The 24969-nt window shown below is 65.6% G+C and carries 22 protein-coding genes; 13 read left to right on the top strand and 9 right to left on the bottom strand.

Going from position 1 to position 24969, the window contains the following annotated elements; all coding sequences use genetic code 11:
* Positions 1–20: 20 nt before the first annotated feature.
* The 5 genes from HAP48_RS12535 to HAP48_RS12515 all read left to right on the top strand — a co-directional run bounded on the left by HAP48_RS12535 (position 21) and on the right by HAP48_RS12515 (position 2300).
* A complete protein-coding gene (locus tag HAP48_RS12535) occupies positions 21–506 on the top strand; it encodes an OmpA family protein (protein WP_166213541.1) in 486 nt (161 codons plus the stop codon).
* Entirely contained in the window at positions 506–1006 is a 501-nt protein-coding gene (locus tag HAP48_RS12530; RefSeq protein ID WP_166213542.1) for a Rab family GTPase, read from the top strand. The genes HAP48_RS12535 and HAP48_RS12530 overlap by 1 nt, the downstream gene beginning before the upstream one ends.
* A 287-nt stretch (positions 1007–1293) precedes the next feature.
* Positions 1294–1689: a DUF3597 domain-containing protein gene (locus HAP48_RS12525; protein WP_166213543.1), complete on the top strand. Its 396-nt coding sequence runs from the start codon at positions 1294–1296 to the stop codon at positions 1687–1689.
* A 75-nt stretch (positions 1690–1764) separates the two neighbouring features.
* A complete protein-coding gene (locus HAP48_RS12520) occupies positions 1765–2049 on the top strand; it encodes a hypothetical protein (RefSeq protein WP_166213544.1) in 285 nt (94 codons plus the stop codon).
* 86 nt (positions 2050–2135) lie between these two features.
* Complete coding sequence (locus tag HAP48_RS12515; protein ID WP_166213545.1) at positions 2136–2300, top strand: hypothetical protein; 165 nt, start codon at positions 2136–2138, stop codon at positions 2298–2300.
* A gap of 59 nt (positions 2301–2359) precedes the next feature.
* On the opposite strand, the gene HAP48_RS12510 is transcribed toward HAP48_RS12515, so the two are convergent.
* Entirely contained in the window at positions 2360–3178 is an 819-nt protein-coding gene (locus tag HAP48_RS12510) for a class I SAM-dependent methyltransferase (protein WP_166213546.1), read from the bottom strand.
* A complete protein-coding gene (locus tag HAP48_RS12505) occupies positions 3165–3629 on the bottom strand; it encodes an Rrf2 family transcriptional regulator (RefSeq protein WP_166213547.1) in 465 nt (154 codons plus the stop codon). Before HAP48_RS12505 ends, HAP48_RS12510 begins: the two co-directional genes overlap by 14 nt.
* Before the next feature lie 488 nt (positions 3630–4117).
* Here HAP48_RS12505 and ltrA point away from each other — a divergent pair, with 488 nt between their 5' ends.
* Together ltrA and HAP48_RS12495 are read left to right on the top strand one after the other, a co-directional pair.
* A complete protein-coding gene (gene ltrA / locus HAP48_RS12500; protein ID WP_224497034.1) occupies positions 4118–5449 on the top strand; it encodes a group II intron reverse transcriptase/maturase in 1332 nt (443 codons plus the stop codon).
* A 399-nt stretch (positions 5450–5848) separates the two neighbouring features.
* Positions 5849–7981: a tetratricopeptide repeat protein gene (locus tag HAP48_RS12495; protein ID WP_166213548.1), complete on the top strand. Its 2133-nt coding sequence runs from the start codon at positions 5849–5851 to the stop codon at positions 7979–7981.
* Positions 7982–8030: 49 nt separating this feature from the next.
* Here HAP48_RS12495 and HAP48_RS12490 read toward each other — a convergent pair whose 3' ends face one another.
* Together HAP48_RS12490 and HAP48_RS12485 are read right to left on the bottom strand one after the other, a co-directional pair.
* The gene (locus tag HAP48_RS12490; RefSeq protein ID WP_166213549.1) at positions 8031–8312 is read right to left on the bottom strand and encodes a helix-turn-helix domain-containing protein; all 282 of its coding nucleotides are present in this window, start codon (positions 8310–8312) and stop codon (positions 8031–8033) included.
* Between the two features lie 83 nt (positions 8313–8395).
* Entirely contained in the window at positions 8396–9817 is a 1422-nt protein-coding gene (locus HAP48_RS12485) for an AAA family ATPase (RefSeq protein WP_224497033.1), read from the bottom strand.
* Positions 9818–10252: 435 nt separating this feature from the next.
* Here HAP48_RS12485 and HAP48_RS12480 point away from each other — a divergent pair, with 435 nt between their 5' ends.
* From HAP48_RS12480 to HAP48_RS12465, 4 genes are all read left to right on the top strand, one after another.
* Positions 10253–12595 carry a mechanosensitive ion channel domain-containing protein gene (locus tag HAP48_RS12480; protein WP_166213550.1) on the top strand — a complete coding sequence of 781 codons (2343 nt, stop codon included), beginning with the start codon at positions 10253–10255 and terminating at the stop codon, positions 12593–12595.
* A 418-nt stretch (positions 12596–13013) separates the two neighbouring features.
* A complete protein-coding gene (locus HAP48_RS12475; RefSeq protein ID WP_166213551.1) occupies positions 13014–14114 on the top strand; it encodes an LLM class flavin-dependent oxidoreductase in 1101 nt (366 codons plus the stop codon).
* A gap of 80 nt (positions 14115–14194) precedes the next feature.
* Positions 14195–14749: a flavin reductase family protein gene (locus HAP48_RS12470; RefSeq protein ID WP_166213552.1), complete on the top strand. Its 555-nt coding sequence runs from the start codon at positions 14195–14197 to the stop codon at positions 14747–14749.
* A 75-nt stretch (positions 14750–14824) separates the two neighbouring features.
* Positions 14825–15697, top strand: coding sequence for an MBL fold metallo-hydrolase (locus HAP48_RS12465; RefSeq protein WP_224497032.1), 873 nt, complete (start codon positions 14825–14827; stop codon positions 15695–15697).
* Positions 15698–15952: 255 nt separating this feature from the next.
* On the opposite strand, the gene HAP48_RS12460 is transcribed toward HAP48_RS12465, so the two are convergent.
* Positions 15953–16429: a hypothetical protein gene (locus HAP48_RS12460; RefSeq protein ID WP_166213553.1), complete on the bottom strand. Its 477-nt coding sequence runs from the start codon at positions 16427–16429 to the stop codon at positions 15953–15955.
* Between the two features lie 419 nt (positions 16430–16848).
* Between HAP48_RS12460 and HAP48_RS12455 the strand changes: the two genes are divergently transcribed.
* Together HAP48_RS12455 and HAP48_RS12450 are read left to right on the top strand one after the other, a co-directional pair.
* Positions 16849–17604 carry an SDR family oxidoreductase gene (locus HAP48_RS12455; protein ID WP_176399266.1) on the top strand — a complete coding sequence of 252 codons (756 nt, stop codon included), beginning with the start codon at positions 16849–16851 and terminating at the stop codon, positions 17602–17604.
* A gap of 208 nt (positions 17605–17812) precedes the next feature.
* On the top strand, positions 17813–19768 hold the full coding sequence (locus HAP48_RS12450) for a DEAD/DEAH box helicase (protein ID WP_166213554.1): 1956 nt from the start codon (positions 17813–17815) through the stop codon (positions 19766–19768).
* A gap of 56 nt (positions 19769–19824) precedes the next feature.
* Here HAP48_RS12450 and HAP48_RS12445 read toward each other — a convergent pair whose 3' ends face one another.
* The 4 genes from HAP48_RS12445 to HAP48_RS12430 all read right to left on the bottom strand — a co-directional run bounded on the left by HAP48_RS12445 (position 19825) and on the right by HAP48_RS12430 (position 24942).
* Positions 19825–20244, bottom strand: a complete 420-nt coding sequence (locus HAP48_RS12445) for a hypothetical protein (protein WP_166213555.1) — start codon at positions 20242–20244, stop codon at positions 19825–19827.
* On the bottom strand, positions 20244–21827 hold the full coding sequence (locus tag HAP48_RS12440; protein ID WP_166213556.1) for a tetratricopeptide repeat protein: 1584 nt from the start codon (positions 21825–21827) through the stop codon (positions 20244–20246). The genes HAP48_RS12445 and HAP48_RS12440 overlap by 1 nt, the downstream gene beginning before the upstream one ends.
* Positions 21828–21930: 103 nt before the next feature.
* On the bottom strand, positions 21931–23796 hold the full coding sequence (locus HAP48_RS12435; protein WP_166213557.1) for a sigma-54-dependent Fis family transcriptional regulator: 1866 nt from the start codon (positions 23794–23796) through the stop codon (positions 21931–21933).
* Positions 23797–23913: 117 nt separating this feature from the next.
* Complete coding sequence (locus HAP48_RS12430) at positions 23914–24942, bottom strand: DUF1254 domain-containing protein (RefSeq protein ID WP_166213558.1); 1029 nt, start codon at positions 24940–24942, stop codon at positions 23914–23916.
* Positions 24943–24969: the final 27 nt, after the last annotated feature.

Below are 24969 nucleotides of genomic sequence, written 5' to 3'. Positions count from 1 at the left end.
TGAATCAGACCCGACCAGATTTGAACAGCGACTATCCAGACAAGCTCCTAGGCGCGCAATATGACAGGCTCGGCGAGCAGTCCGCGAAGTTGGGCGAGCAGGTTGCCAAGCTGCAGTCGGTTGTCGACGGTCCGGCAGGGCGGCTCGACCGGTTCATCGCCACAACCGCGATCTTCTTCGTTTACAACGCCGACGAATTCCTCGACGCCGATCAGGCCGAGCAGCAGCTTCGCGAGCTTGCCGGATTGCTGGCCAACAACGATCTCAGGGTACGCATCGTCGGCTACGCCGATCAGAGCGGCACGGAAGGCACCAACCGGACGCTGGGGCGCAAGCGGGCCGAGCAGGTGCAGCGCAGGCTGACCGCGCTTGGGGTCGACCCGTCACGGCTGATCCTGGTGTCGCGCGCCGCGACGAACCCGATCACCGACCGGTTCGACGCCACCGTCGGCGGCAACCGCCGGGTGTCGTTCGAGACGGTCTATCGAGGCGAAGTGTCGCGCTGATGCTCACCGCAAAGGTCATGCTGCTCGGCGATATGGGGGTCGGCAAGACGTCGATCCTCTACCGGCTGATCTACAACCGGTTCGAGGGCCAGTACAAATCGACGCTGGGCGTCGAGATCCTGAGCCATGACGTCGTGCCGGCGGACGGCAGCGATCCCATGCGCCTCGTGCTGTGGGACACCGACGGCGATTTCGGCACGCAGATCTTCGATACCGTTTATGTCACCGGCGCATCCGCTGCCATCATCGTCTCCGACGTCACGCGGCCGCAGACGGTGACCCGCATGGTCGAGCTGGTCCGCGGTTTCGAAGAGCGATTTCCCGGCCGGCCGTACCGGGCGCTGTTGAACAAGATCGACCTGCCGGAGGCTGCGGGAAGCGCCGGCGTGATCGGCGAGCTCGCGAGGTCGAGCGTCAAATCGGTCAGCGCCAAGACCGGCACAGGCATTGCGGAATGCTTCGTCGAACTCGCGCAGACCATCCGCCGTCGCCAGCTTTAGCTCAGGAAACTTAGGCGCATGTCTGTGTCAGCCGCCCCGACTTCTCGGGGCTGGCGAATCGGGCCGGGGCGGCTGACTTCATCGCACGTGGGGCGTACGATGAAAGGCTCTCGACATGCGGTCGCTTCGCAGACCGCACACTTTCCGCTCAACCGCACCACGCCGTTCCACACTCCGATAGTGACGATGGTCATCTTCCGCTCGGCCAATGGCCTGCCTATCGTCCGCTCCGTCACTGGAACCAGCCATGAGGCAGAAGGTGTCTCGGGCGCACGGAGTGAGAGATCATGAGCATTTTTGGAAGCATCATGGGTGCAATCTTCGGCCATGGCGCCCAGGCCAAGACGGCTGGGACCACCGCTGCGCCCGGAGCCTCGCCGGCAGCACCGTCAAGCTCGGCTGCATCGGCTACGCCCGCGGCGCAAACCGTCGACGTCGCGGCGATTGTCGACAAGGCCGCCGCTGCCACCGGCGAGAAGCTCGACTGGCGGACCTCGATCGTCGATCTGATGAAGGCGCTCGGCCTCGACAGCAGCCTTGCGGCGCGCAAGGAGCTCGCGAAGGAGCTGCACTACACCGGCGATACCAACAACACCGCCACCATGAACGTCTGGCTGCATCAGCAGGTGATGGCCAAGCTCGCCGCCAACGGCGGCAAGCTGCCGGCCGACATCAAGACCTGACGAGCTGCCTTGAGCCGTGCGAGGCGCGCGCGTCCCGCACGGCTCCGAGCGTGTATTGCGTGAGGAGCAGTTGCGATGACCTCATCCCATCTTGCCACGATGAGCAGTCCCCGGACCGGCGTTGTCCGGTCCGCCGGATCGATCGGCGCGGGACTTGGATTCGCCGCGCTTGCGGTCGGCATCACGATCGCCATCGCACGTGCCGATAGCGCCAGCGGCGAGGCGCGGCCGGCGAACGCGAATGTGCAGCGCGCCGCGCAGAACCTGCCGCCGGCGCGGGTCATCCTGCCGGCGCCGTGGGAGCAGGCGGCTCCCGTGCAGCCGGTCGCAGCGCCAGCGAAGCCGGCAGACCGCAAATAATCTTCGCGCGCTTTTGTTGCGACCGGCGATCCACGCCTTGCGTAGCGATCGCTGCGGATGGCCCCGCCCAGCTCTGGAGCCTCACCATGCCAGAACAGGTCAAGCTGCCCCGAAAATTGTCGCAGGAGCCCGGTGGTCCGTCGACGCTGCGGCCGAGCCACCAGCGGGTCATCGAGGAGCTCGACCGCTGGGCCAACAGCCCCGGCCTGCAGCCGCCGAGCGATGGAGAGAAGCAGGACGATACGCGCTGAGGCGAGAACGGCACGGCCACGGGCCGGCATCGCCGAGCCGGCCAAACTCCGCGCTGCGATCAGAGCCGCCGGGCCGTCGCAATCAGTGCGGTCGAGGGAATCGCGAAGATGTCACCGACCCGTCCGCGCTCGATCTCGGCGCGGAAGGCGCGCGCGACCGCGGCGCTCTGGTCCGCGTCGAGCCCGCTCCAATGCGGCATGAACTCGAACAGTTTGTCGACATCGCCGGGATTGCCGACATTGAGCTTGAAGTCGTGGGTGATCTCGGCGACCGCCGGAACGGAGAAGCCGGCGGCGATGACCGCCGCAGCGAGGCGGCCGGGATCGGCGAGCTCGGCGAGGCCCGTGCAGGGCATCGGCGTGACATTGCCGGGGTAGAGCCGCCGGATGATCTGCGCGAGCAAGAGATGCACGGCGGCGCCGTCGGCGCTTTTCCAGACCGCAATCGCGGCCGTCCCGCCTGATCGCGTCACCCGCGCCATCTCGCGCAGGCCGGCGCGCCAGTTGGGAAACAGCATCACGCCGAACACCGACACCGCCGCATCGAATGCGGCATCCGGCAGGTCGAGCGCCTGGCCGTCCATCTGCCGCGCCTCGATGTTCGCGACATCATGCGCACGGACCCGCGCCACCATGCCGGCGGAGAAGTCGATCGCGGTGACCTCGGCGCCGCTGCGGGCGGCGGCAAGCGCTGCCGCACCGGTGCCGGTGGCGATGTCGAGCACTTTGGATGACGGGCCGATCGGGAGTGTTGCGACCGCGGCATCGGCGAAGTGCGTCGTGAACGGCTGCGACTGCGCCTCGTAGGTGGCAACCATCTTGTCCCAGTGCGCGGGATCGTTGAACGGCAGAGATTTCGCCTGCTCACTTGACTGCATGGATCTGGTCCTGAAGGCTCTGTTTGTGCTTGGCGAGCCGGCGCTTGAAATCCTTGGCGAGGGCATCGAGCGTCACCGCGCCGAGTCGCTTCAGGAAGATCGCCTCGACCTCGCGAAACGTGCCTGTGAGTGCGTCGTTGACCGCCTGTTCGACCAGACAACCGGGATTTTCCGAGCGATGGCCCATCGCAACGATCGTGGGCGCGCCGACCGCGCGAAAGATGTCCGCGAGCGTGATGTCGGCCGGATCGCGCGCCAGCGTCCAGCCGCCGCCATGGCCCTTCTCAGACCGGACCAGCCCCTGCTCGCGCAGGCCCGCCATCACGCGGCGCACGACCACCGGGTTGGTGGCCATCGCCTGGGCAAGTTGCTCCGAGGTGACCGGCTCGCCCGCTCCGATCATGTGGAGCAGGCCGTGCAGCACACCAGACAAACGGCTATCGCGTATCATGTAACTCCATATGGTGCGCCCCGACGGCGCGCATTACCAGTGGAGGAAGGATCCACCCAGAGAATTGTCGATTGATCTGGTAGCTGACGAGCGGTTTGGACGAGCAATCGGACGGATCGAAGCCTCGTGACAAAGGTCGCTTTTGGCGGCCGAGCAATCCAGCGGGCCGTAACGTGAGTGAAGCCTGAGCACGCCTCGAAAGTTACGATGTGAATGCCGACCCGATCGTATGGCGGGGAAGGCCGCGCTGACAGGGAAGCAATCGACGCATGCACCTGTCCGGTTCACCGGGGTAATGGGCACGGCACGCCGGAAAGGTAGTGCGGGTAATCGGGGGAGACCCGTCTTGGTCGAAGGTCGCGCCTTCAGCATCGAGTAGTCGATGGACCGGACGGGAGTCGGACAGGGTCGTAGTACTGATGAAACCGGGTAATTCCGGCGGAGGAAAGGACCCTGACTTCAGGTGCGCTTTTGAAGATGGCGAGGGAATGGGTCGATTGGCGATGAGCCTACAAACGCCCGATAAGATCAGGAGCCTTCAGAGAAAGCTTTATCGCAAGGCGAAGGCGGAGCCTGCCTTCCGTTTCTATGTGCTGTACGACAAGATCTGCCGCGAGGACATTCTGAGCCATGCCTACAAGCTGGCCCGCGCCAACGCGGGTGCGCCAGGAGTGGACGGAACAACTTTCGAGCAAATCGACGCGTCGGGACTCGAAGCATGGTTGGCCGGCCTGCGCGATGAACTCGTCACGAAGACTTACCGGCCCGATCCGGTGCGGCGGGTGATGATCCCGAAGCCCGGCGGCGGCGAACGTCCACTCGGTATCCCAACAATCCGGGACCGGGTCGTCCAAGCTGCCGCAAAGATCGTGCTGGAACCGATCTTCGAGGCGGATTTTGAGGACGGTGCTTATGGATATCGCCCGCGTCGTAACGCGGTCGATGCAGTCAAGGAAGTGCACCGGCTTGTGTGCCGGGGCTACACGGACGTTGTTGACGCCGATCTGTCGAAATACTTCGACACGATCCCGCATTCGGACCTCCTCAAATCGGTGGCCCGACGCATCGTTGACCGGAATGTGCTGCGGCTGATTAAGTTATGGCTGCGAGTACCGGTCGAGGAGCGGGATAGCGACGGGAAACGGTGCATGAGCGGCGGTAAGAGCAACAAGCGTGGCACGCCACAGGGCGGTGTCATCAGTCCGCTGCTCTCCGTCATCTACATGAACCGGTTCCTGAAGCATTGGCGTCTCAGCGGTCGGCGTGAAGCATTCCATGCCCAGGTTATCTCCTATGCCGACGACTTCGTCATTCTCAGCCGCGGCCACGCGGAGGAAGCATTGACGTGGACGAAAGCGGTGATGACCAAGCTTGGGTTGACGCTCAACGAGACTAAAACCTCGGTGAAGAATGCCCGATTGGAAAGCTTTGACTTCCTTGGGTACACGCTCGGACCCCGCCGCTTCCGCAATGGGGGACGGTGGTATCTTGGCGCGGCTCCGTCCAAGAAAAGCGTGCTGCGGATCAAGAGGAAGGTCAGCGTACTGCTGACGCCGGGCAACAAGGGCGCTTGGCCCGAAGTACAAGCACGACTGAACCGCCTTCTGCGCGGCTGGTCCGCTTACTTCAGCTATGGCTCTCTTGCTACGGCTCATCAGGCCGTTGATCGACACGTCTTCGACCGCGTGCTCGCCTTTCTGCGCAGACGACATAAGACGCCAGGACGTGGCGTCAGACGGTTCTCTGATCGGATCCATGGGAACCCTGGCGTACTTGTGCTGAACCGCGTGCGCAAAGTGTCGCCGACGTGCGCCTTGTGACAAAACCTGTCGGAAAGCCGGATGCGGGAAAACTGCACGTCCGGTTTGATGAGCGGGGAGAGGAAACGGAACGCGCAACAAGCGCATCACCGCGCCTCTCCTCGACTCTACTTACATGACGGAGCGCGCGTCAAGAGGGCGATGGCGGGCGCATCATCGCTCCTGGTCACCCTCTTACCTCCCCTTGAAAAGCGAAGGTCGCTTTGCTCCGCAGAGCAAAGCGGGTGGGGATCAGCTCCCTCCGCTTGCAGCGTCGTCTGCGGCTGCCCCCCCATCCCGACCTTCCCCCCTTTCAGGGGGAAGGAGAAGAGATCAGGGCCTGCACCCGGGTTATGATTCTTCAATCGGGATTTGCGTGCCGGATTTGGCGGCGCCGCCCGTTTAATCCCTATCGGGATTATGAAGGGCGAGGGCGGTATCGTGGGCAGTGTGGCGGTTGATCGGATGTTGCTGGATGCGGTGGCGCATTATGGGGCGGGCCGCGCGATGGAGGCCGGCACGCTGTGCGGCGATATCCTTACCGCCGATCCCGACCATGTTCCGGCGCTGCATCTGTCCGCCGTCATCGCCTTCGTGACCGATCGTGCTGCGGAGGGCGCGGTGCTGCTGAACCGGGTGTTCAGCCTCGATCCGCATCATGGGCCGGCATTCGCCACGCTCGGCGACGCGCTCGCGGTGAAGGGCGAGCATGAAGGCGCGGTGGCGGCGTTTCAGCGCGGCGTGACGCTGCGGCCGAAGGATGCCAGCCTGCACATCAAGCTCGGCGTTGCGCTGTGCGATCTGTCGCGCTTCGACGAGGCCGAGACGGCGTTCCGCCGCGCCATCGCGCTCGATCCCGGCTTTACGCGGGCGAAGTTCAACCTCGCCGTTGCGCTGGCCGGGCAGCGGCGCCCGGTCGAGGCGGAGCAGGCCTATCGCGAGGTGATCGCGCGTGATCCGGCCTATCGTGGCGTCTGGCTCAATCTCGGCAATGTGTTGACCGATCAGAACAAGCTCGGGGACGCCGCCACCGCCTATCGCCGCGGGCTTGGCACGGATCCCGACAATGCCGGGCTGCATTGCGGCCTCGGCGGCGCGCTCTATCGCCAGGGCCTGCTCGACGACGCGATCGTGCAATTTCGCCGCGCGACGACGCTCGATCCGGAAAACCTCACGCCGCAGCGTCTGCTGGCGATGGTGCTGCACGAAGCGGGCGAGCGCGAGGAGGCACTCGGCATCTATCGGAAGGTCTCGGCCCGCGACCCGTCCGACCACGTCATTCTCAACAATCTCGGCGCCTGCCTGTTCGAGCTCGGGCAGGTCGACGACGCCATCGCCTGCGCCGAGCTCGCGCTGGCGCTCAAGCCGGACTATGCGGCTGCGCACACCAATCTCGGGATCATCTTCGAGGCGCAGAATCTGGTCGAGGCGGCGGTCGCGGCACATCGGCGCGCCATCGAGCTCGAGCCCCATTACGCCAAGGGCCATGCCAATCTCGCGGTCGCGCTGCGCAATGCCGGCGACATCGATGCCGCGCTGGTGGCCTCGCGCAAGGCCATCGCGCTCGATCCCGATCAGCCGCTCGCGCATTACAACCACGCGCATTTCCTCCTGATGAACGGCGAGTTCGAGGAGGGTTTTGAAGAGTACCAGTGGCGCCGCAAGACCAAGATGCTCAGTGACGGCGATCCCGTGTTCGACGAGCCGGAATGGCAGGGGGAGCCGCTCGCGGGACGCACGCTGCTGCTGTTTGCCGAATACGGGCTCGGCGACGCCATCAATTTCGTCCGCTATGTGCCGATGCTGGCGGGCAGAGGCGGCCGGATCATCCTGCAGGCGCAGCCGGCGCTGGTCTCGCTGCTGCGGCCGATGCTGCCCGATGTCGCGGTGTTCGCCCGCGGCGAGCCATTGCCGCCGTTCGATCTACAGCTGCCGCTGCTGAGCCTGCCGCGGATCTTCCGCACCACCGTCGAGACGATTCCCGCTGAGGTGTCCTATCTGCAGGCGGATGCCGTCAAGCTCGCGCGTTGGCGCGCGGCGCTCGCCGGCGCCGCCGGGCTGAAGGTCGGCGTGGTCTGGGCCGGCAATCCCAGGCACAAAGGCGACCGCCAGCGCTCGCTGCCGGCGGACGCCGTGCTGCCGCGGCTGGTCACAGCTGGTGTCCAGCTCTACAGCCTGCAGAAGGAGCCGCGGCCGGACGATGCACCGGTCCTGCGGCGTCTCGGTTCCGATATCGTCGACCTCGCGCCGACGCTCGGCGATTTTGCCGACACCGCGGCGGCCGTCTGCGCGCTCGATCTCGTGATCGCCGTCGATACGTCGGTGGCGCATCTTGCCGGCGCCCTCGGCCGCCCGGTCTGGCTGCTGTGCCCCTATGCGCTCGACTGGCGCTGGCTGCGCGACCGCGCCGACACGCCGTGGTATCCGACCATGCGGCTGTTCCGCCAGGACAGACCGCAGGCCTGGGACCGCGTGCTGGCGCGGATGTCGGACGAGCTTGCCCGCGTCGCCGCGGGTGATCGCGTGCTGCTGTTGCCGCCGGCGTTGCGGTGATGGTCAACAGGTAGCGCTGATGCGCGGGCGGATCGTCTGTTGCTTGGCGTTACGCCGCCGAGAGCCTGATCCGGAACTTGCTGCCAGTTGCCTTGGCAAACCGCAGCAAGGTCTTGGTGCTCGGGAGCGTCTGGCCGCTTTCGAGGCGAGCGACGGTCGACTGACTGGTGCCCATCCGGGCGGCAAGTTCGGATTGCGACAGTCCTGCGCGCTGGCGCGCTCTCACCAGTTCTGCGGCGATCTCGAATTCGGGTGCAAGCGCGTCGTATTCGACCTTGACCTTGGGATTGGCCAGCAGGCGCGCCTTGAGCTTTTCGAACGGGATGGTCATGCAATTCCCTTAGCTCGCCGCAACGCCAACTCGATCTCATTTTTGGGATAGTGTAAAGCAGCGACCCGCTGATGCGTCGGCCATCACACCGCGCTCCTCCCCTGCGCGCCGCCGAGCAGCTTGACGTTGAGCCGGCCGCCGTCGAACAGCATTTCGTTCAGCGCTCCGTCGATGTCTTCAGCGGTGACGTCCCGGCCGCCGCCGCGTGCGATGCTCGCCTGAGCGATGCGGCGCATCAGCTCCTTGATGAAGGCGGCGCTGACGCCTGCCGTGCGTGCCACTGCCTGGTCGATGATGGCCTCGTCGAGCGGCAGGCCCTTGCCATAGAGCCGGATCAGCTTGCCGCGCCCGGTCTCGTCGGGCAGCGGCACCTCGATCGCCTGATCGATGCGGCCGGGCCGGCCGGCGAGTGCGCTTTCCAGCTCTTCGGGCCGGTTGGTGGTCAGCAGGAACAGGATATCGCAATCCTCCTTCAGGCCGTCCATTTCGTTGAGCAGCTTGTTGAGCAGGGATTCCTCGCACGGTCCGCCCATGTCCTCGCGGTCGCGCGCGATCAGGTCGACATCCTCGATCACGACCATGGTCGGCTGCAGCAGCCGCGCAAGGCTCATATAGGCGCCGAGCAGGCCGACCTGCTCGGCGGTGATGATCAGCGTGGTGTGGCCGGGCAGATTGGTGGCGAGATAGCGAATGGTGTGGGTCTTGCCGGTGCCGGGCGGGCCGTAGAGCAGGATGCCTTTGCGGGTCGACTGGCCGAGCCCGCGCAGCAGATCGCGGCTTTCGACAAAGCCGAGCACGTTGCGGTCGAGCAGCCGCAGCGTCCGGTCCGGCAGGATCACGTCATCGCGAGCAACCGTCGGCAAGCGATGCACGGTCACACCCTGTGCGCGGCCGCGATAGTTTGCGGCATCCTCCAGCGACAGGATTTTGCCGCGATAGGATCGCGCCGCATGCACGGCAGCTTCCAACTCGGCAAAGGTCCGTTGCACCAGGGTGTTTCCGGCGGCGCCTGCGGGCACCGCGAGCTCGATCCGCAGGCCCGGCTCGCTGCGATAGTCTCGGTGGTAGCTGAGCAGTACCGCGTAACGCAGCTCTTCGGCGCGGCACAGCCACAAGCCATTGGTGAGGCATTTGACCGGCTCGGGCTCCCCGACGTCGACGTCGTGATACTGCGGCGGCGCGATCGCCGGCGCGTTGCGGCTGTCTTCCATCAGCGCGGCGAAATCGAGGGTCTCGTAGCGGTGCGCCTCATGAAGGCCGAAGAAATGGATCGGTGCGTCGAACAGCCTGTCGATTGCGATCTGAACATCGGCGCGCATGTGACCGGGAAACTGCCGCGACCGGGTCAGGATCTGGTTGCGCGGCACTCCGGCAAAATGCCAATCGAGGGCCACGAAGGCATATCTGAACTCCTCGCCCGGCAGGTTTTCCGAACTGGCCCTGGCGGCGAGCAGGCAGTTGCTGCACAGGCAGACTGTCTTGCGGCCGAGAAAAACGTCCGTCACGGGGTCCAGCGCGCCACAAAGGTCGCACGGCCGGGCCGCATCGGCGGCTGCGGCCGTGATCAGCAATGGATGGCCATTGCTGCGGATCAATTGCTGCGCGGACTCCTCGAGACGCGATCGCTAACCAAAAAGAACAAAATAAGAACATCATGACAGCCCGCAGACGTCAAGCGAAAGATTGTCCCACTTCATCCCTGACGTGTGGTGGGGCGGCAGACCGGCGAAGCCCGGAACACCGGCATGCGTAAACGCCCTTCAACGCTTGTGACGATTGTGTTGCGGCAAATGCCAAGACAAATGCCAAGAGATGGCCGCCGCAGCGGCAAACTTCCGACACATCATCGGGGCGAAAAGGAGCAATCCGACATGATGCGAGCGCGAGGCAGGTTCTCTCTCAGAATCTTCCGTCGCGCGATTATTTTTTATGAGGTCCTCGTGTCGCACAAACTTCGTTTTGCGATCCTTCTCGTTTTCACGCTGTTCCTCTCTCCCGCGCTCGCGCAGCCGGCCGCCAAGCCGGCGCCGCCGCAACCCGCGCCCAGCGACGCGCTGACGCCAGAGCAGGCCAGGCGCGCGCTCGACACGCTGCAGGACGACAAGAAGCGCGGCGAGATCATCAACACGCTGCGCGCCATCGCCAATGCCTCGCCGCAGGCGGCGCAGCCCGCGCCCGCCCCCGAGCAGCAGTCGCCGATCCCGCTCACCGCCGACAGTCTCGGCGCGCAGCTGTTGCTGATGGTCTCGGAGCAGGTCGGCGAGATGTCGCGCGAGGTCGCCGACGTCGCGCGCACGCTGACGCATTTCCCGGCGTTCTATTACTGGTTCGTGCGTACCGCCAACGATCCGGCCGCCTATGGCCTGCTGATCGATATCGCCTGGAAGCTGGCGCTGGTGTTTGGCTGCGCGCTGGCAGCCGAATGGGTGGTGTTCCGTCTGATCAAGCGGCCGGTCGCATTCCTGGAAGCGCGGCTGCCGCAGACTGCGCGGGTGCCGGTGCAGGCGCTGGCCAGCGCCGATCCGCCGTCCTCGGTCGCGGACGTCACCCCGGAGGGCGATCTGCATCGCCGCCGGCTCGGCCTGGCGCGGGCCTGGCAGTCGCTGGTCCGGCTACCCTTCGTGCTCGGCCGCCTCGTGCTCGAATTGCTGCCGGTGGTGGTGTTCGGCGGCGTCGCCACCGCGCTGCTCGGCACCGAGATCGGCGACCAGTCGACCACCCGGCTCGTGATCCTGGCGGTCGTCAACGCCTATGTGTTCTCGCGCGTACTGATCTGCGCGGTGCGCGCGCTGGCCGGTCCGTTCGGCCTGTTCCGCGTCCGTGCCGAGACCGCGGCCTATATCGAGATCTGGGCGCGGCGCATCATTGCGGTCGGCGTCTCCGGCGTCGCCTTCGCCAATGTCGCGCTGCTGCTCGGGCTGCACCGCGCCGGCTATGCCGCGCTGCTCCGGCTCGTGATGCTCATCGTGCATCTCTTCGTCGTCGTCATCATCCTGCAGTGCCGCCGGCAGGTCGCGGACGCCATCCGCGCGCCGGCCGGCCGCACCGGCCTTGCGGCGCGGACACGCAACCGCCTCGCGTCGCTCTGGCATGTGCTGGCGATCGCGCTCGACCTCGCGCTATGGGCGGTGTGGGCGCTCAATATCCGCAACGGCTATTCGCTGCTGCTGCAATATTTCGTCGGCACCGTCGCGGTGCTGCTGGTCACCCGCCTCGTCATCATGGTGGTGCTGAGCCTGATCGATCGCGGCTTCCGCATCAGCCCGGATCTCTTGCACCGCTTCCCCGGGCTGGAGACCCGCGCCAATCGCTATCTGCCGCTGCTGCGCAAGGTGGTCACGGCGGTGATCGCGCTGATCGGCTTCGTCGCGCTGCTCGAGGTCTGGGGCGTCGACGCCATCGTCTGGTTCTATGGCGGCCAGATCGGCAGCCGCCTGATCTCGGCGCTGGTGACGATCGGGATTGCCGCATTCGCCGCGGCCGTGATCTGGGAAGTCGCCAATGCGCTGATGGACCGGCAGATCGAATCGCTGTCGCGCGAGGGGCACTTCGCCCGCGCCGCGCGCCTGCGCACCTTCCAGCCGATGCTGCGTACCGCGCTGTTCTGCATCATCGTCGCGGTGGTCGGGCTCACCGCGCTCAGCGAGATCGGCGTCAATGTCGCGCCGCTGCTCGCCGGCGCCGGCATCGTCGGCATCGCGATCGGCTTCGGTTCGCAGAAGCTGGTGCAGGATCTGATCACCGGGCTGTTCCTGCTGATCGAGAACACCGTGCAGGTCGGCGACAACGTCACGGTGTCCGGCCTCTCGGGCGTGGTCGAGAATGTCTCGATCCGCACCATGCGGCTGCGCGCCGGCGACGGCTCGGTGCATGTGGTGCCGTTCAGCGCGGTGACGACGATCACCAATGCCAGCCGTGGCGCCGGCAACGCCGCGGTCAGTGTCAACGTGTCCTACAAGGAGGACACCGACCGCGCCGGCGAGGTGCTGAAGGACATCGTCGCCGGGATGCGCCAGGAGACGGCGTATCGCGCGCTGATCCGCGGCGATCTCGAATTGTGGGGCGTCGACAAGGTCGACGGCTCCGTCGTGACCATCGTCGGCCAGATCCGTTGCACTGATGGCGGCCGCTGGTCGGTGCAGCGCGAGTTCAATCGCCGCATGAAGCGGCGCTTCCAGGAAGAGGGCATCGAGATCGCCTCGATGGGCCAGACCATTTTGATGCAGCTTCCCCCGCCGTCGGAGCCGGACACCGGAGCGCTACCGCGTCGCGCCGCCGGCTGATCCCTTTGGCTTGCTCCACCTCTCCCGCTTGCGGGGGAGGTCGGATCGCATCGCAGATGCGATCCGGGTGGGGGCTCTTTCCACGATGTGACTCGCTGAGATACCCCCACCCCAACCCTCCCCCGCAAGCGGGAGAGGGAGCGCAGTCCCTTGGCGGCGGCCGCTCCGGCTTGATCCCAGCTCGCTACAACTGCTGGGCATGTTGCGCGTCTCATCGTCGCGACATCGTCTCGCGACGATGAGACGGCAAGGGCCTCGCCGAGCCCGCGGCATGGCTCACAAGTCGGCCGAAAACGCGGCCTTTCTCATCCTCTTCTGCGATTTCCGCGCTGGCACAGCGCTTGCTCAACGCATCTTCGAATGCGCGGCAAGACGCATTGCATGACTGAACCGCAAAGCCAGAAGGAAGGAAACGCATATGGAGCTTGGCTACTTCACCATGCCCTCGCACCCGCCGGAGTGCGGATTGAAGGAGGGCCACGACTGGGACCTGCAGACGCTGCGCTGGCTCGACGAGCTCGGCTATCAGGAAGCCTGGATCGGCGAACACCACACCGCACCCTGGGAGCCGCATCCGTCGCCCGACCTGCTGGTCGCGCAGGCGCTGCTGCAGACCAAGAATCTGCGCATCGGCCCCGGCGGCTTCCTGCTGCCGTATCATCACCCGGCCGAACTCGCCAACCGTGTCGCGATGCTCGACCATCTCTCGAACGGACGGCTCAATTTCGGCGTCGCGGCCTCGGGCCTGCCGAGCGACTGGGCGATGTTCAATGTCGACGGCATGTCCGGCCAGAACCGCGACATGACCCGCGAGGCGCTCGAGATCATCCTGAAAATGTGGTCGGAGCCGGGCCCGTGGACGCACAAGGGTAAATTCTGGACGGTGAGCAAGCCGGACACGATGTTCGATTTCCTCAAGCCTCATATCAAGCCGCTGCAGGGACCGCATCCGCCGATCGGCGTCGCGGGGCTGTCGAAGAACTCGGACACGCTGAAGCTCGCGGGCGAGCGCGGCTTCATTCCGATGAGCCTCAACCTCAACCCGGCCTATGTCGGCAGCCATTGGGACTCAGTGGAAGCCGGAGCGGCCAAGACCGGCCGCAAGCCGAGCCGCAAGGACTGGCGGCTGGTGCGCGAGGTGTTCGTCGCCGACACCGACGAGGAGGCGTGGAGGCTGTCGACCGGCGACATGATGGGCCGGATGATGGGCGAGTACTTCCTGCCGCTGCTCGGCCATTTCGGCTTCAAGGACTATCTGAAGCACGCGCCCGACGTGCCCGATAGCGACGTCACCGTCGAATATTGCGCGCGCCGGAATTGGATCGTCGGCTCGCCGGCGACCGTCACCGAGAAGATCGAGAAGATCTACCGGGAGGTCGGCGGCTTCGGCGTCCTCTGCGTATTCGGCTTCGACTACAAGCACAAGCCGGAGGCCTGGCGGCACTCGCTGGATCTGCTCAAGAACGAGGTGATGCCGCGGCTCAAGCATCTCGGCGCCGAGTTCGAGAAGGCTGCATGACAGCTGCGCGGGGTGCGGGGCTTGCCTCGCACCCCGCGTCGCATATCTTGAAGGGGATTTTATCGGTTCAGGGTCAGGGCATGACGGTCGACGCACAGAGTTTCAAGCAGGCGATGCGCCATTGCGCGGGCGCGGTGGCGCTGGTGACGGTCGGCCGCGAGCCGGGCCAGCGCACCGGCCTGACGGTGACCTCGGCCTGCTCGCTCTCGGACAATCCGCCCTCGGTCTTGGTCTGCGTTAACCGTAACGCCAGCGCGCATACACGGATCCGCGAGGAGCGCCATTTCGTCATCAACTTCCTGAACGAAGACCACGCGATGCTGGCGCTGACCTTCTCCGGCCAGAAGGGCGTCAACGGCGATGACCGCTTTGCGTTCGGCCGCTGGACCACGGGCGCGACCGGCGCCCCGGTGCTGGAGGATGCCGTCGCGGCATTCGACTGCGTGCTGACGCAGGAGCTCGAGACCAAGACCCATTCGGTCTTCATCGGCGAAGTCCAGCATGTCCGCGCCGCGACCACGGTCGATCCGCTGATCTATCTGCGCTCTGGCTTCCAGAGCGTACGCAACATCCATGATCCGGTCGTACTCGGCGACCTCGACGCGCGGCGCGTGAGCTGGAACGAGTTTTCCTAAGGCTTGCGCTTAACGCCTTCCACCCGCATTTCTTGATGGTCTGCGTCCGGCCAATCTCGCCTGACGGCAATTCGCTTGGCTGAGACCTGCAGCTCCGCCGCCAGCCTAATCCTCGAACAGCGCGCGCGAATTGGCGAAGATGTCCGCGAGATGCCGGGCAACACTGCTGACAAGAGGGTCATTCCGGTCGCGGCGCCTGGTGACGAGCCAAAGTTCGCGTGCCGGCGGGTCGTGCGCGAGTTTGCAGGCACACAGCTTCAGTTCGGCCCTCCCGATGAGTATCAGGGACCGTACAGCCCGGTGAAGCACAGGAAGACGGACGGTCCGGCCCTTTCAGTCGAACGGATCGGCAAGCTCGACGCAGTCCTGCTCAGTCACGACCACCACTTCGACAATCTCGACAATGCCGGCCGCGCGCTTCTTCCGCACGCCGGCATAACCTACACGACGGATTCCGGCGTGCAGCGTCTCGGCGGCAACGCAATCGGCCTCGCTCCATTCGAGACCCGCGTCCTCGAGCGTCATGATCGCAAGAAGCTGTTGGTGACCGCGACGCCGGCCCGCCATGGACCTGTCGGGGTTGACGCCGGTGATGTGGTTGGCTTCGCGCTCGGCATCGAGCAGCCGGGAGACCTGCTTTACGTCACCGGCGATACGCTTTGGTTCGAAGGCACCGCCGACGTCGCGAAGCGTTTTTCGCCCAAGCTCGTCGTGCTGTTCACGGGCGCCGCAGAGCCCCGTGGGCGTTTCCATATGACGATGGGCAGCGAGGATGCTCTGGAGGCTGCACACGCCTTTCCCGACGCAGCACTTGTCGCGGTCCACAACGAAGGTTGGGGCCATCTGCGCGAAAGCCAGGACCAGCTTCTGGATGTCTTCACCAAGTTCAATCTGGCGAGCCGTCTAACCCGGCTTGAAAAGGGCAAGCCGCTGTCACTGTCATGGTGAGCCGGCCGCAGCAGAGCTTGAACACGGGCTATCCGCGGCGTCTTTCGCCGCGCCGACCGCGAGGTATGCAATGCTGATCAAGCTGGCGCTGCTCTTCGTCACATCGCCAGATTATCGAGAGGGCAGCGAGTTGACTCCAACGGGCTTGGTCCGCCTCACGCCGCGTTTGATGGCGTGGGCCCGGCGCGGCCATGCGACCGCCGGCCGGGCCAACGCCCATGTGAGGCGTGCTGTGGTCCTGCGGACGTTGCGCTGCTATGACCCCGGCGTTCTCACGACCAGTTTGATGTTCAGGAGGTTGACGCCCTTGAACGGGTTCGGCGCGCTTTCGATCGTTCCCGTGCCCGTCGCGTTCGCATAGGCGCCCGTGCCCGAAAGGATCGTATATTCGCCATTTGATTTTCCGTCTTTGATCGCGCCGGTGTAACGCGCCGTGATCGCGCCATCCTCGAACGTGTAGGTGCTGTAACCGTAATAGGCGCCCGAGCCCTTCAGCATGTCTCCTGAATGGACGAACTCTTTCACCCCGATACGGCCATCATTGAAGACGGCGACACCAAAGAATTTGCCGGAAACGACCGTCTGCCCTTCGACGTTTGCTGCCTCGATGACCTTGACGTCGATCGGCTTGGTGACGAGCTTGAACTCGAGCACCTTCTCACCCGCTACGGCGGTTGACGCCGCAACAACGATTGCCACGCTGGAAACGAAAAAGGTGATAAAATTCCGCATAGACTCCTCCTGCGTTTGCTGAAATCAAATCAAGGAGTGCACAGCGGGCTATACGTCATGCCCAGCATTTGCGTTGCAACACGAAAGAAAGCCCGCGGTGATATTCCGGCAGCGGCCGAAGCTTTCGGTGCCCCAGCACGCCGGCTGGAACGCAGATATTAGTCTACGCGACAGTAAAAGGTTCAGCAAGCGTAGCCCGCCAACGGCTCGTGCGCATCCGAAGACAGGTTCCGCGCATCAGAACAGCCCGTAGCATGCTATAGTGTGGTTGCGTGCGAGGGAGCGATCGAGGGAGTAGCGCAAACTCACCAATCGTTCTCCCCGTTGCCGTGGTCGGCCCGGGGCGCGCGACGATCATCGAAGCTTCTGCGGATCGACGTACCCATGACGATTGCCGTCACCGGACAAGGAGGATCACCATGAAGATCGTTGTGATCGGCGGTACTGGATTAATCGGCTCAAAGACCGTTACCATTCTGCGCCAGCGCGGCCATGACGTCGTCGCCGCCTCGCCCAAGAACGGCATCAACACCATCACCGGCGAGGGGCTCAACCAGGCGCTGGCGGGCGCGAGTGTCGTGATCGACCTCGCCAATTCGCCATCGTTCGAGAACAAGGCGGTGATGGAATTCTTCGAGACCTCCGGCCGCAACCTTCTGGCAGCGGAGAAGCCGGCCGGTGTCCGGCATCATGTCGCGCTCTCGATCGTCGGCACCGACCGGACGCCCGAGAACGGCTACTTCCGCGCCAAGGTGGCCCAGGAGAAGCTGATCGAGGCCTCCGGCATTCCCTACACCATCATCCGCGCGACGCAGTTCATGGAATTCGTCGGCGCCATTGCCGATGCGGGTGGAGATGGCAAGGCGGTCAGGCTGTCATCCGGCCTGTTCCAACCGATCGCGGCGGAGGACGTGTCGGCCATGGTGGCCGATGTGGCGCTCGAGGCCCCGCGCAACGGCATCGTCGAGATCGCAGGTCCGGACCGCGCGCCGTTCAACGAAATCGTGGCCCGCTACCTGAAGGCCGTCGGCGACCCGCGCGAGGTGATCAAGGACCCTGAGGCGCTCTATTGGGGCGGCCGGGTCGAGCAGCACTCGCTGGTGCCGCTGGGCGAGGCCCGCCTCGGCCGCATCGACCTGAACGAATGGCTGCGCCGCTCGCGGCCGGGGGGCTGATCGTCCTCCGGGGCACGTGACGGGATCAAATCTGGCCCGGGCGCCGCATTTGCGGCCCAATTTGCGGTCCATGGGCATGGTGATTTGCCCGCGCTTGGCGTAAAGCAGCCGAAATCACCATCGCCACGCGCGGCCGTGCCGCCTGCCGGACCTCGCGGCTCGACGCCGCCGGGCGCGGCGTTCTGCGCCAACCAGGATTTCCCTTCTCGTGTCATTTTCGACAACCAGCCCGCCGCTCGCCCGGGCCCTCGCCGAGCGCAGCTACGATCAGCCGACCCCCGTTCAGGTCGCCGTGCTTGCCGACGAAGCCGTCGGCCGCGACCTCTTGGTTTCGGCCCAGACCGGCTCTGGCAAGACCGTCGCCTACGGGCTTGCGATCGCAACCGATCTGCTGGACGGCGCCGAGCGGTTCGAACGGGCGGCGGCGCCGCTGGCCCTGATCGTCGCGCCGACGCGCGAGCTTGCTTTGCAGGTCCACCGCGAGCTCGCATGGCTCTATCAATATGCCGATGGACGCGTCGTCTCCTGCGTTGGCGGCATGGATCCGCGCCGCGAGCAGCGCGAGCTTGCCGCCGGCGCGCATATCGTCGTTGGGACGCCCGGCCGGCTGTGCGACCACCTGCGCCGCGGCCACCTCGACACCTCGGAATTGAAGGCTGTCGTGCTCGACGAAGCCGACGAGATGCTCAATCTCGGGTTTCGCGAGGATATGGAGTTCATCCTCGAGGCCACGCCGGAGGCGCGGCGCACCTTGCTGTTCTCGGCGACGTTCCCGCGCGGCATCGTCGCGCTGGCGAAGCAGTATCAGCAGCAGGCGTTCCGGATCGAGGTCGCGGGCGACGAGGGTGGTCATGCCGACATCGACTACCGCGCGATCCGGATCGCTGCGGGGGATGTCGAGCACGCGGTCGTCAACGTGTTGCGCTTTTTCGACGCGCCGAGCGCGCTGGTGTTCTGCAACACCCGCGAAGCCGTCAGGCATTTGCAGTCCGCGCTGCTGGAGCGCGGGTTCTCCGTGGTCGCACTGTCGGGCGAATTGACCCAGAACGAGCGCACCCAGGCGCTGCAGGCGTTGCGCGACGGCCGCTCCCGCGTCTGCGTGGCGACCGACGTGGCGGCGCGCGGCATCGACCTGCCGAGCCTCGACCTCGTGATCCATGCGGATCTGCCCAATGACGCGGAGGTCATGCAGCATCGCTCGGGCCGCACCGGCCGTGCCGGCCGCAAGGGCGTCAGCGTCCTGCTGGTGCCGCCGGCGCGTCGACGGCGTGCGGAATTGCTGCTCAATCTGTCCGGCATCGATGCGGTCTGGGGCACCGCGCCGCAGCCGGATGAGATTCGCAAGCTCGATCACGAACGCATGCTGAAGGATGCGGTGCTCACCGAGGAGTCGAGCCCCGACGATCTGGTGCTGGCGCAGGCATTGCTCGCCGAGCGCTCGCCGGAGGAGATCGCCGCGGCGCTGGCGCGGCTCTATCGTGCGCGGCTTCCGTCGCCCGAGGACATCAGCGATCCCGGCGAGGGCAAGGGCCGATCGCGCGACGATCGCGGCCGGGACGATCCGCGCAGTTCACGCGGTGATGACCGGCCTGCGCGAGCCCGATCGAAGAGCGGAACATCATCGTCGCGCCACGGCATGGCTGAAGCCAGCGTCTGGTTCCGGGCGGCGATCGGACGAAAGAAGAATGCGGAAGCGCGCTGGCTGTTGCCGATGATCTGCCGTCGCGGCGGCATCGACAAGCGCGACATCGGCGCCATCAGGATCATGGATACAACGACCGAGTTCGAGATTTCGGAGCGGGTCGCCGAATCCTTCGCCGTCAAGATCCAGCGTCCGGACAAGGAAGACAGCATCCGCATCGAGCCGCTCACCGGCGCGCCGCAGGGGCAGGCGGCGTCCGACAAGCGATCACACGCGCCCCGGCGCGAGGCGGTCGACGCGGATGGCGGTGTTCGTCATGGTGACGAGGCGCGCGAGGCGGCCGGACCAAAACACCGCGGCAAGCCTTATCGCGACGGCGGCGCGAAGTTCGGCGGCGAGCCGGCGCGGGATAAGAGAAAGAAGCATCGGGACAAGTCCGGACATGCCGGACCGCCGACTGGGGTGACCGAATGGTCGACGAAGGCATCCGGAAAGAAGGGAAAGAAAAAGCGCCGCGGCTGATCCGTCACCATAGCGCAAGCGCTTCGACTGTGGCGCGAGGGGCGATCCAGCAACGGCTACTTGAGCCACACCATCAGCGGGACCGGCGCGCGCCCCGCGCACGACAGCGTTCCCTCATAGGCATGCGTCTTGCGGGCGCTGTAGGTGCAGGGCGCGCCGTCCAGCACCAGCTCCGCCGTCACCTGCGAATCCGGCCCCGCGAGTTGCAGCCTGATCTCTCCGGCCCGCTCCTCCGGTCCGTCCTGGGTGCAGATTCCGACATGCTTCATCTTCAGCGGTCCGGAGAATTGTTTTCGTGCGCCGGGTTCGCTTTCAGTGAGATGCCCGGTCAGCTCCCATTCGCCGAGCACGCCGGCCTGACCGAGGATCTCCATCGCGCCGAGCGGCGGCACATGGCACAGCGATAGTCCGACGGCGCCGAGCAGCGCCGCCGCACCGTTGCGCCATCCATTGTTGCGCCATGGTGTCCGCAGCATCAGAGCTTGCTTCCGGTTGTCTGGCGCAATTCGATCAGCTCCGGCCTCGATACGTCGGAATCCGCAGTGAGCCGGGCGATCTGCACCGCGCATTCCTGGGTCTTGGCCTGATCGCCGGAGGCCTTGGCGCTCTTGATCATGCCGAGATAGGCCGCCAGCCGATTGGGCTCCTTCTTGAGCACGGCCTCATAGGCGGCCAACGCCTCCTTCGCCTTGCCGCGATCGAGCAGCATCGCCGCGTAGAGCTCGCGCGCCGGCGCCAGCGGTCCCGGGGTGACGGGATGCTTCTCGGTCTTGTCTTCCGCTTCTGCTGCGGCATTCATCGCGCTGAGCGCCTCGTCAAATTTGCCTTCGGCGTACAGCACCCAGGCGCTCGCGATCTGCTGCTGGATGTCGACGATGTTGGACCAATAGGCGTCCTTTGCGTCCTTGAGCTTGTCGCGCAACGCGACGAGCTGCGCGATATCGGCCTTGGCCGCCGCCGGATCACCGGAGCGCGCGGCGCCGACCGCGCGGGCAAAATAGGTGATGGCATCCGCATAGGCGTACTTGGTCGGACGCACTTCAAGTGCGGCAGCCGCCTTCCAGTCGCCGCGTTCGAACACATAGCGGGCCTGGCTTGCCGCCACCGCGTAGGGGCCTGCGAACCGATCGAGCTTGAACTCGAGCTTGCCGAGTTCGTCGACCACCGCGCGCGCCTCCTTGTCCTGGCCGAGCTGCAGATAGGCATAGACCAGATAGTCCATCGCATGCGCCTGATCCTGCTGTTCACCGTCTTCCTTGGCGATGCGCGCGGATTCCTTGTTCGAGGCGATCGATTCCTTCCAGTAGCCGACGCGGGTGAAGATGTGCGACGGCATGTGCTGGGCATGCGGCGCGCGGGCCGCGATCTTGGCATAGCGCATCGCCGCGTCGAGGCCTTTCTCCGCCAGCGTCGGATAGTCGTAGAGATGGATCAGATAATGCGCGACGCCCGGGTGCTCGGGCTGGCGCTTGAAGATCGGCTCGAGCAGTGCCGCGCCTTTCAGCTGGTTGGCATAGGTCTTGTCGGTCGGGGACGCCGCGACATTGAGCGTGATCGCATAGGCGATCTGCGCCTCGTCATCGTCGGCATAGTGGGTCGCGACCTGCTCTTCGGCGGCGAGGAATCGCTGTACGCGGGCGCGGTGATCGACCTTGTCATAGTCGACATACATCGCGGCGATCGCATTGATGTATTCTTGCTCGCGCGGCGTCTGCGCACCCAGCGCCTGGCCTTTCTTCACGGCTGCGAGACCGAGCGGCAGGTTGTCCGGCGGCGGTGGCGCATGCGGATTGTACAGATAGCTGAGCGCGATGCCCCAATAGGCGATGGCGCATTGCGGGTCGGCCTCGAGCACCTCCTCGAAGGTGCGGCGCGATGCGCTGTACCAGAACGAATGCTGATACAGCATGGCGCGATCGAACAGCTCCTGCGCCTCCGGCTTGCAGGATGTCGCAAAATGCACTTTGCCCAATCGTTGGTCTTCGGAATGTGAGGCAGCAGGCTGCGAAATGGTCGCGGCAACCAGGCCAACGACCACAGCGAGGGGAAACCGTGTCATGGGACCCGCTCCATGGCGTTGCATGAAAGCTGCAGGATAGCACCTTTCCCGGCACGGCCGGAACACGACTGCGCGACGAGACCCGGAACGAGCATATCCTCGTCTAGCCCTCGAGCTCGATCTCTAACGTCTTGATCTTTCGGTACAACGTGGCGCGGCTGAGCCTGAGCGCCTTCGCCGCCTCGGTCACGCGACCGCCGCTGGCGCGCAGCGCCTCCACGATCATCGCGCGCTCGCCTCCCGCATGATCCGCCTCGGCGCTCCGTGCGCCGAACGGTGGCAAATCGAGATCGGCCTCGGTGATGACGCCGCTTTCGGCGGTGGCGCCGGCGAGCCGCAGCACATGGCGGAGCTGGCGCATGTTGCCGGGGAACGGATAGGCCATCAGCTGCGCCCAGGCGTCAGCTGAGATACGACAATGCGGCGCCTCCTCGTCGGCGATCTGCGCGATGACGTCTTTCCGATCAGCACGCTCGCGCAACGCCGGCAGCCGGACCTCCATGCCGCGCAGCCGGTAATACAGGTCGGAGCGGAAGCTGCCGTCTTCGGCCATCTGCGCCAGATCGCGATGGGTGGCGCTGATCAGGCGGATGTCGACCGCAACCGGCTTCAACGCGCCGAGCGGCCAGACCTCGCGATTTTCCAGCACGCGCAGCAGCCGCGTCTGCAACGCCAGCGGCATGTCGCCGATCTCGTCGAGGAACAGCGTGCCGCCGCTCGCCTGCACGATCAGCCCCTTCGATCCCTCGCGCCGCGCGCCGGTGAAGGCGCCGGCCTCGTAGCCGAACAGCTCGGCGTCGATCAGGCTCTCCGGCATCGCCGCGCAGTTCAGCGCGACATAGTTGCGGCCGGCGCGACTGCTGGCGGCGTGGATGGCGCGCGCGAACACGTCCTTGCCGGCGCCGGTCTCGCCACGCAGCAGGATCGGCAGATCGAGATTGCCGACCGTCATCAGCCGCTTCACGCCCTTGATCAGCACGGGATCGCGGCCGGCGAGCCTGTGCAGCCCGCCGAACTGCCCGGCTGGTTTTTCACGCGGCTGTGTCGGCAGAGGCCGCAGCGAACGCGCCCGCACCGGCGGCGCCAGATGGCCGCGTCCCCACGGCGTGCCGTCGGCCCGGCGCAACGCAACGAGCTCGTCCGGGGTGCGCGTCGCGCGATCGTCGAGCTGGATCAGACGCGACAGCTCGATGCCGTCGTCGATCATGGCATCGGTCAGTCCAAACACGCCGCGCGCGGTGCGGCAGGCGCCGACCACGCGGCGGTCGTCGTCATAGGCGAGCATGCCATGCCCGTCGCCGGGCAGGGTCGCGATCCAGGAGGCGCGGTAGCGCCGGCGGAAGAACGACTGCTCGATCCGCCGCGTCGCCTCCGTGGTCACGGCCAGCGCCAGCTCATGCGCGCTGCGGCCGAGATCGCTGCGGCACGACGAGATGTTGACGGCGCCGGCGAGCCGCCCGGCATGATCGAACAGCGGCGACACCGCGCAGGTGAACATGTGCCACTGCTCGCGGAAATGCTCGTCGCCATGCACCAGAATCGGCCGCTGCTCGGCGAGCGCGGTGCCGAGCCCGTTGGTGCCTTCGAACGTCTCGGCGAAGTTCGAGCCGGTGTAGATCTTCCATTCCAGGAACATCCGCGCGTAATCGCCCTCGGGCAGCCGGCTCACGAGCATGGTGGCGTTGGGGTCGGCGAGGTTGACGCAGTAGCCGGAGTCGTTGAGTACGCGGGCGAGGTCCTCGATCTCTGGGATCGCGACCTGGATCAGGTCCTCCATCGGTTCGGCGATGTGCCGGACCTCGGCTTCGGTGAGCGTCTGCGGCGGCCCGCGCCGGGCCGGATCAAGGTTGTGATTGACCAGGCAGCGCCGCCAGGACGCGGCAATCCGCGTCTCGGTGTCGACGCCGGCCACCTGATTGGCCGCCGATAAAACACGGGCGACGTGATTTGAGGCCGAAAGATTGGCCATCCAGAGGTCTCCACCCTGTATTTTTGCCAAAGTCTGGCACCCCGCGGCCGAATGTCAATTGGCCGGCGGGGTCGCGGGGAGGGACCTTGGGTGGAGGATCGCGGCACCGGACGCGGCTCAGTCCGCAGGCTGCGCCTCGGGAAATTTCCAGCTGCCGTCAAGGATCTCGGCGCGCGGTTGGAACAGCCGTACCGTGTAATTCCACCCCGGCGCGATCGGCAGGCAGTTGGCGACCTTGCCATCGCAGCCGCCGAACTGGATGGTGACCGCGCCATCGGAAGCTTGCTTCGCGGTGATGCTGTTCACCGCATAGGCATTGGCCGGGTTCGGTTGCAGATAGCCTTCACTGTTGTAGACGGTAAGCGACCAGAAACCATCGACCGGGATATCCCTGACCGTCAGCCGGTAGATGGTGCCGCCGTCGTTGCGCGCGGGCGTGATCGGAAGATAAAGCGCGTCCTGCTCCGGATTGCCGCCCCACAACATCGCGCTTCCGATCAGGTGTCGCACCGGATCGACCTGATGCGCGTTGGCGCCGAACATCCGCCGCGTATCGGAGACCGTGGCGCCAAGCTGCATCAGCGCGGCTTTCACCGTCTTCAGGCTTGTCGCATCCCAGTTCGGGATCTCGAATGCGCCGGGCCGGTCCTGGCTGGCCTTGACCGCGTCCTGCAGGGCGTGAACCTGCCTGACCTCCTCGGCGTTCGCAAAATCGACCTGGAAGCGGACGACCGCTACGGCGTAGCGCGTTCCGACCGCCTCGCGGGTCAGGGTGTGGCGGCCGGCGCCGTAATGGACCGCAAGGGTGTACTGGTCTTCATTGACGATTTGCATTGCCATGAAACGCCTGGCGCCGCCGGGCAGCTCGATGGTCACCGGTCCGGCGTCGAGATCGAACACCGCAAGCGAGTACAGCGTGTCGCGGTTGGGGCGGACGATGCCCTGCTGCACCGGAGCAGCAAGCTCGCGGCCATGGCGGAATTTTCCGTAGCCGCCGCTGCCGGCTACCCCGGCGAAGTAGGTATCGGTCTGCGCGCGGTTGTAGGTGTCGATGGTGACGCGCTGCGGGGCCGATGGTGGTGTTTGTGCGGACGCGATGGTTCCCGCCAATGCAAATGACATGGCTGCCACGATGTTCGTTTTCATAGGGGCTCCGGATGAGGTCCTGTCCGC

Origin of the sequence: Bradyrhizobium septentrionale (genome assembly GCF_011516645.4) — a bacterium.
Taxonomy (GTDB): domain Bacteria; phylum Pseudomonadota; class Alphaproteobacteria; order Rhizobiales; family Xanthobacteraceae; genus Bradyrhizobium; species Bradyrhizobium septentrionale.
The sequence above is the reverse complement of the archived record's forward strand: the minus strand, read 5'-3'. Positions and strand labels throughout refer to the sequence as shown.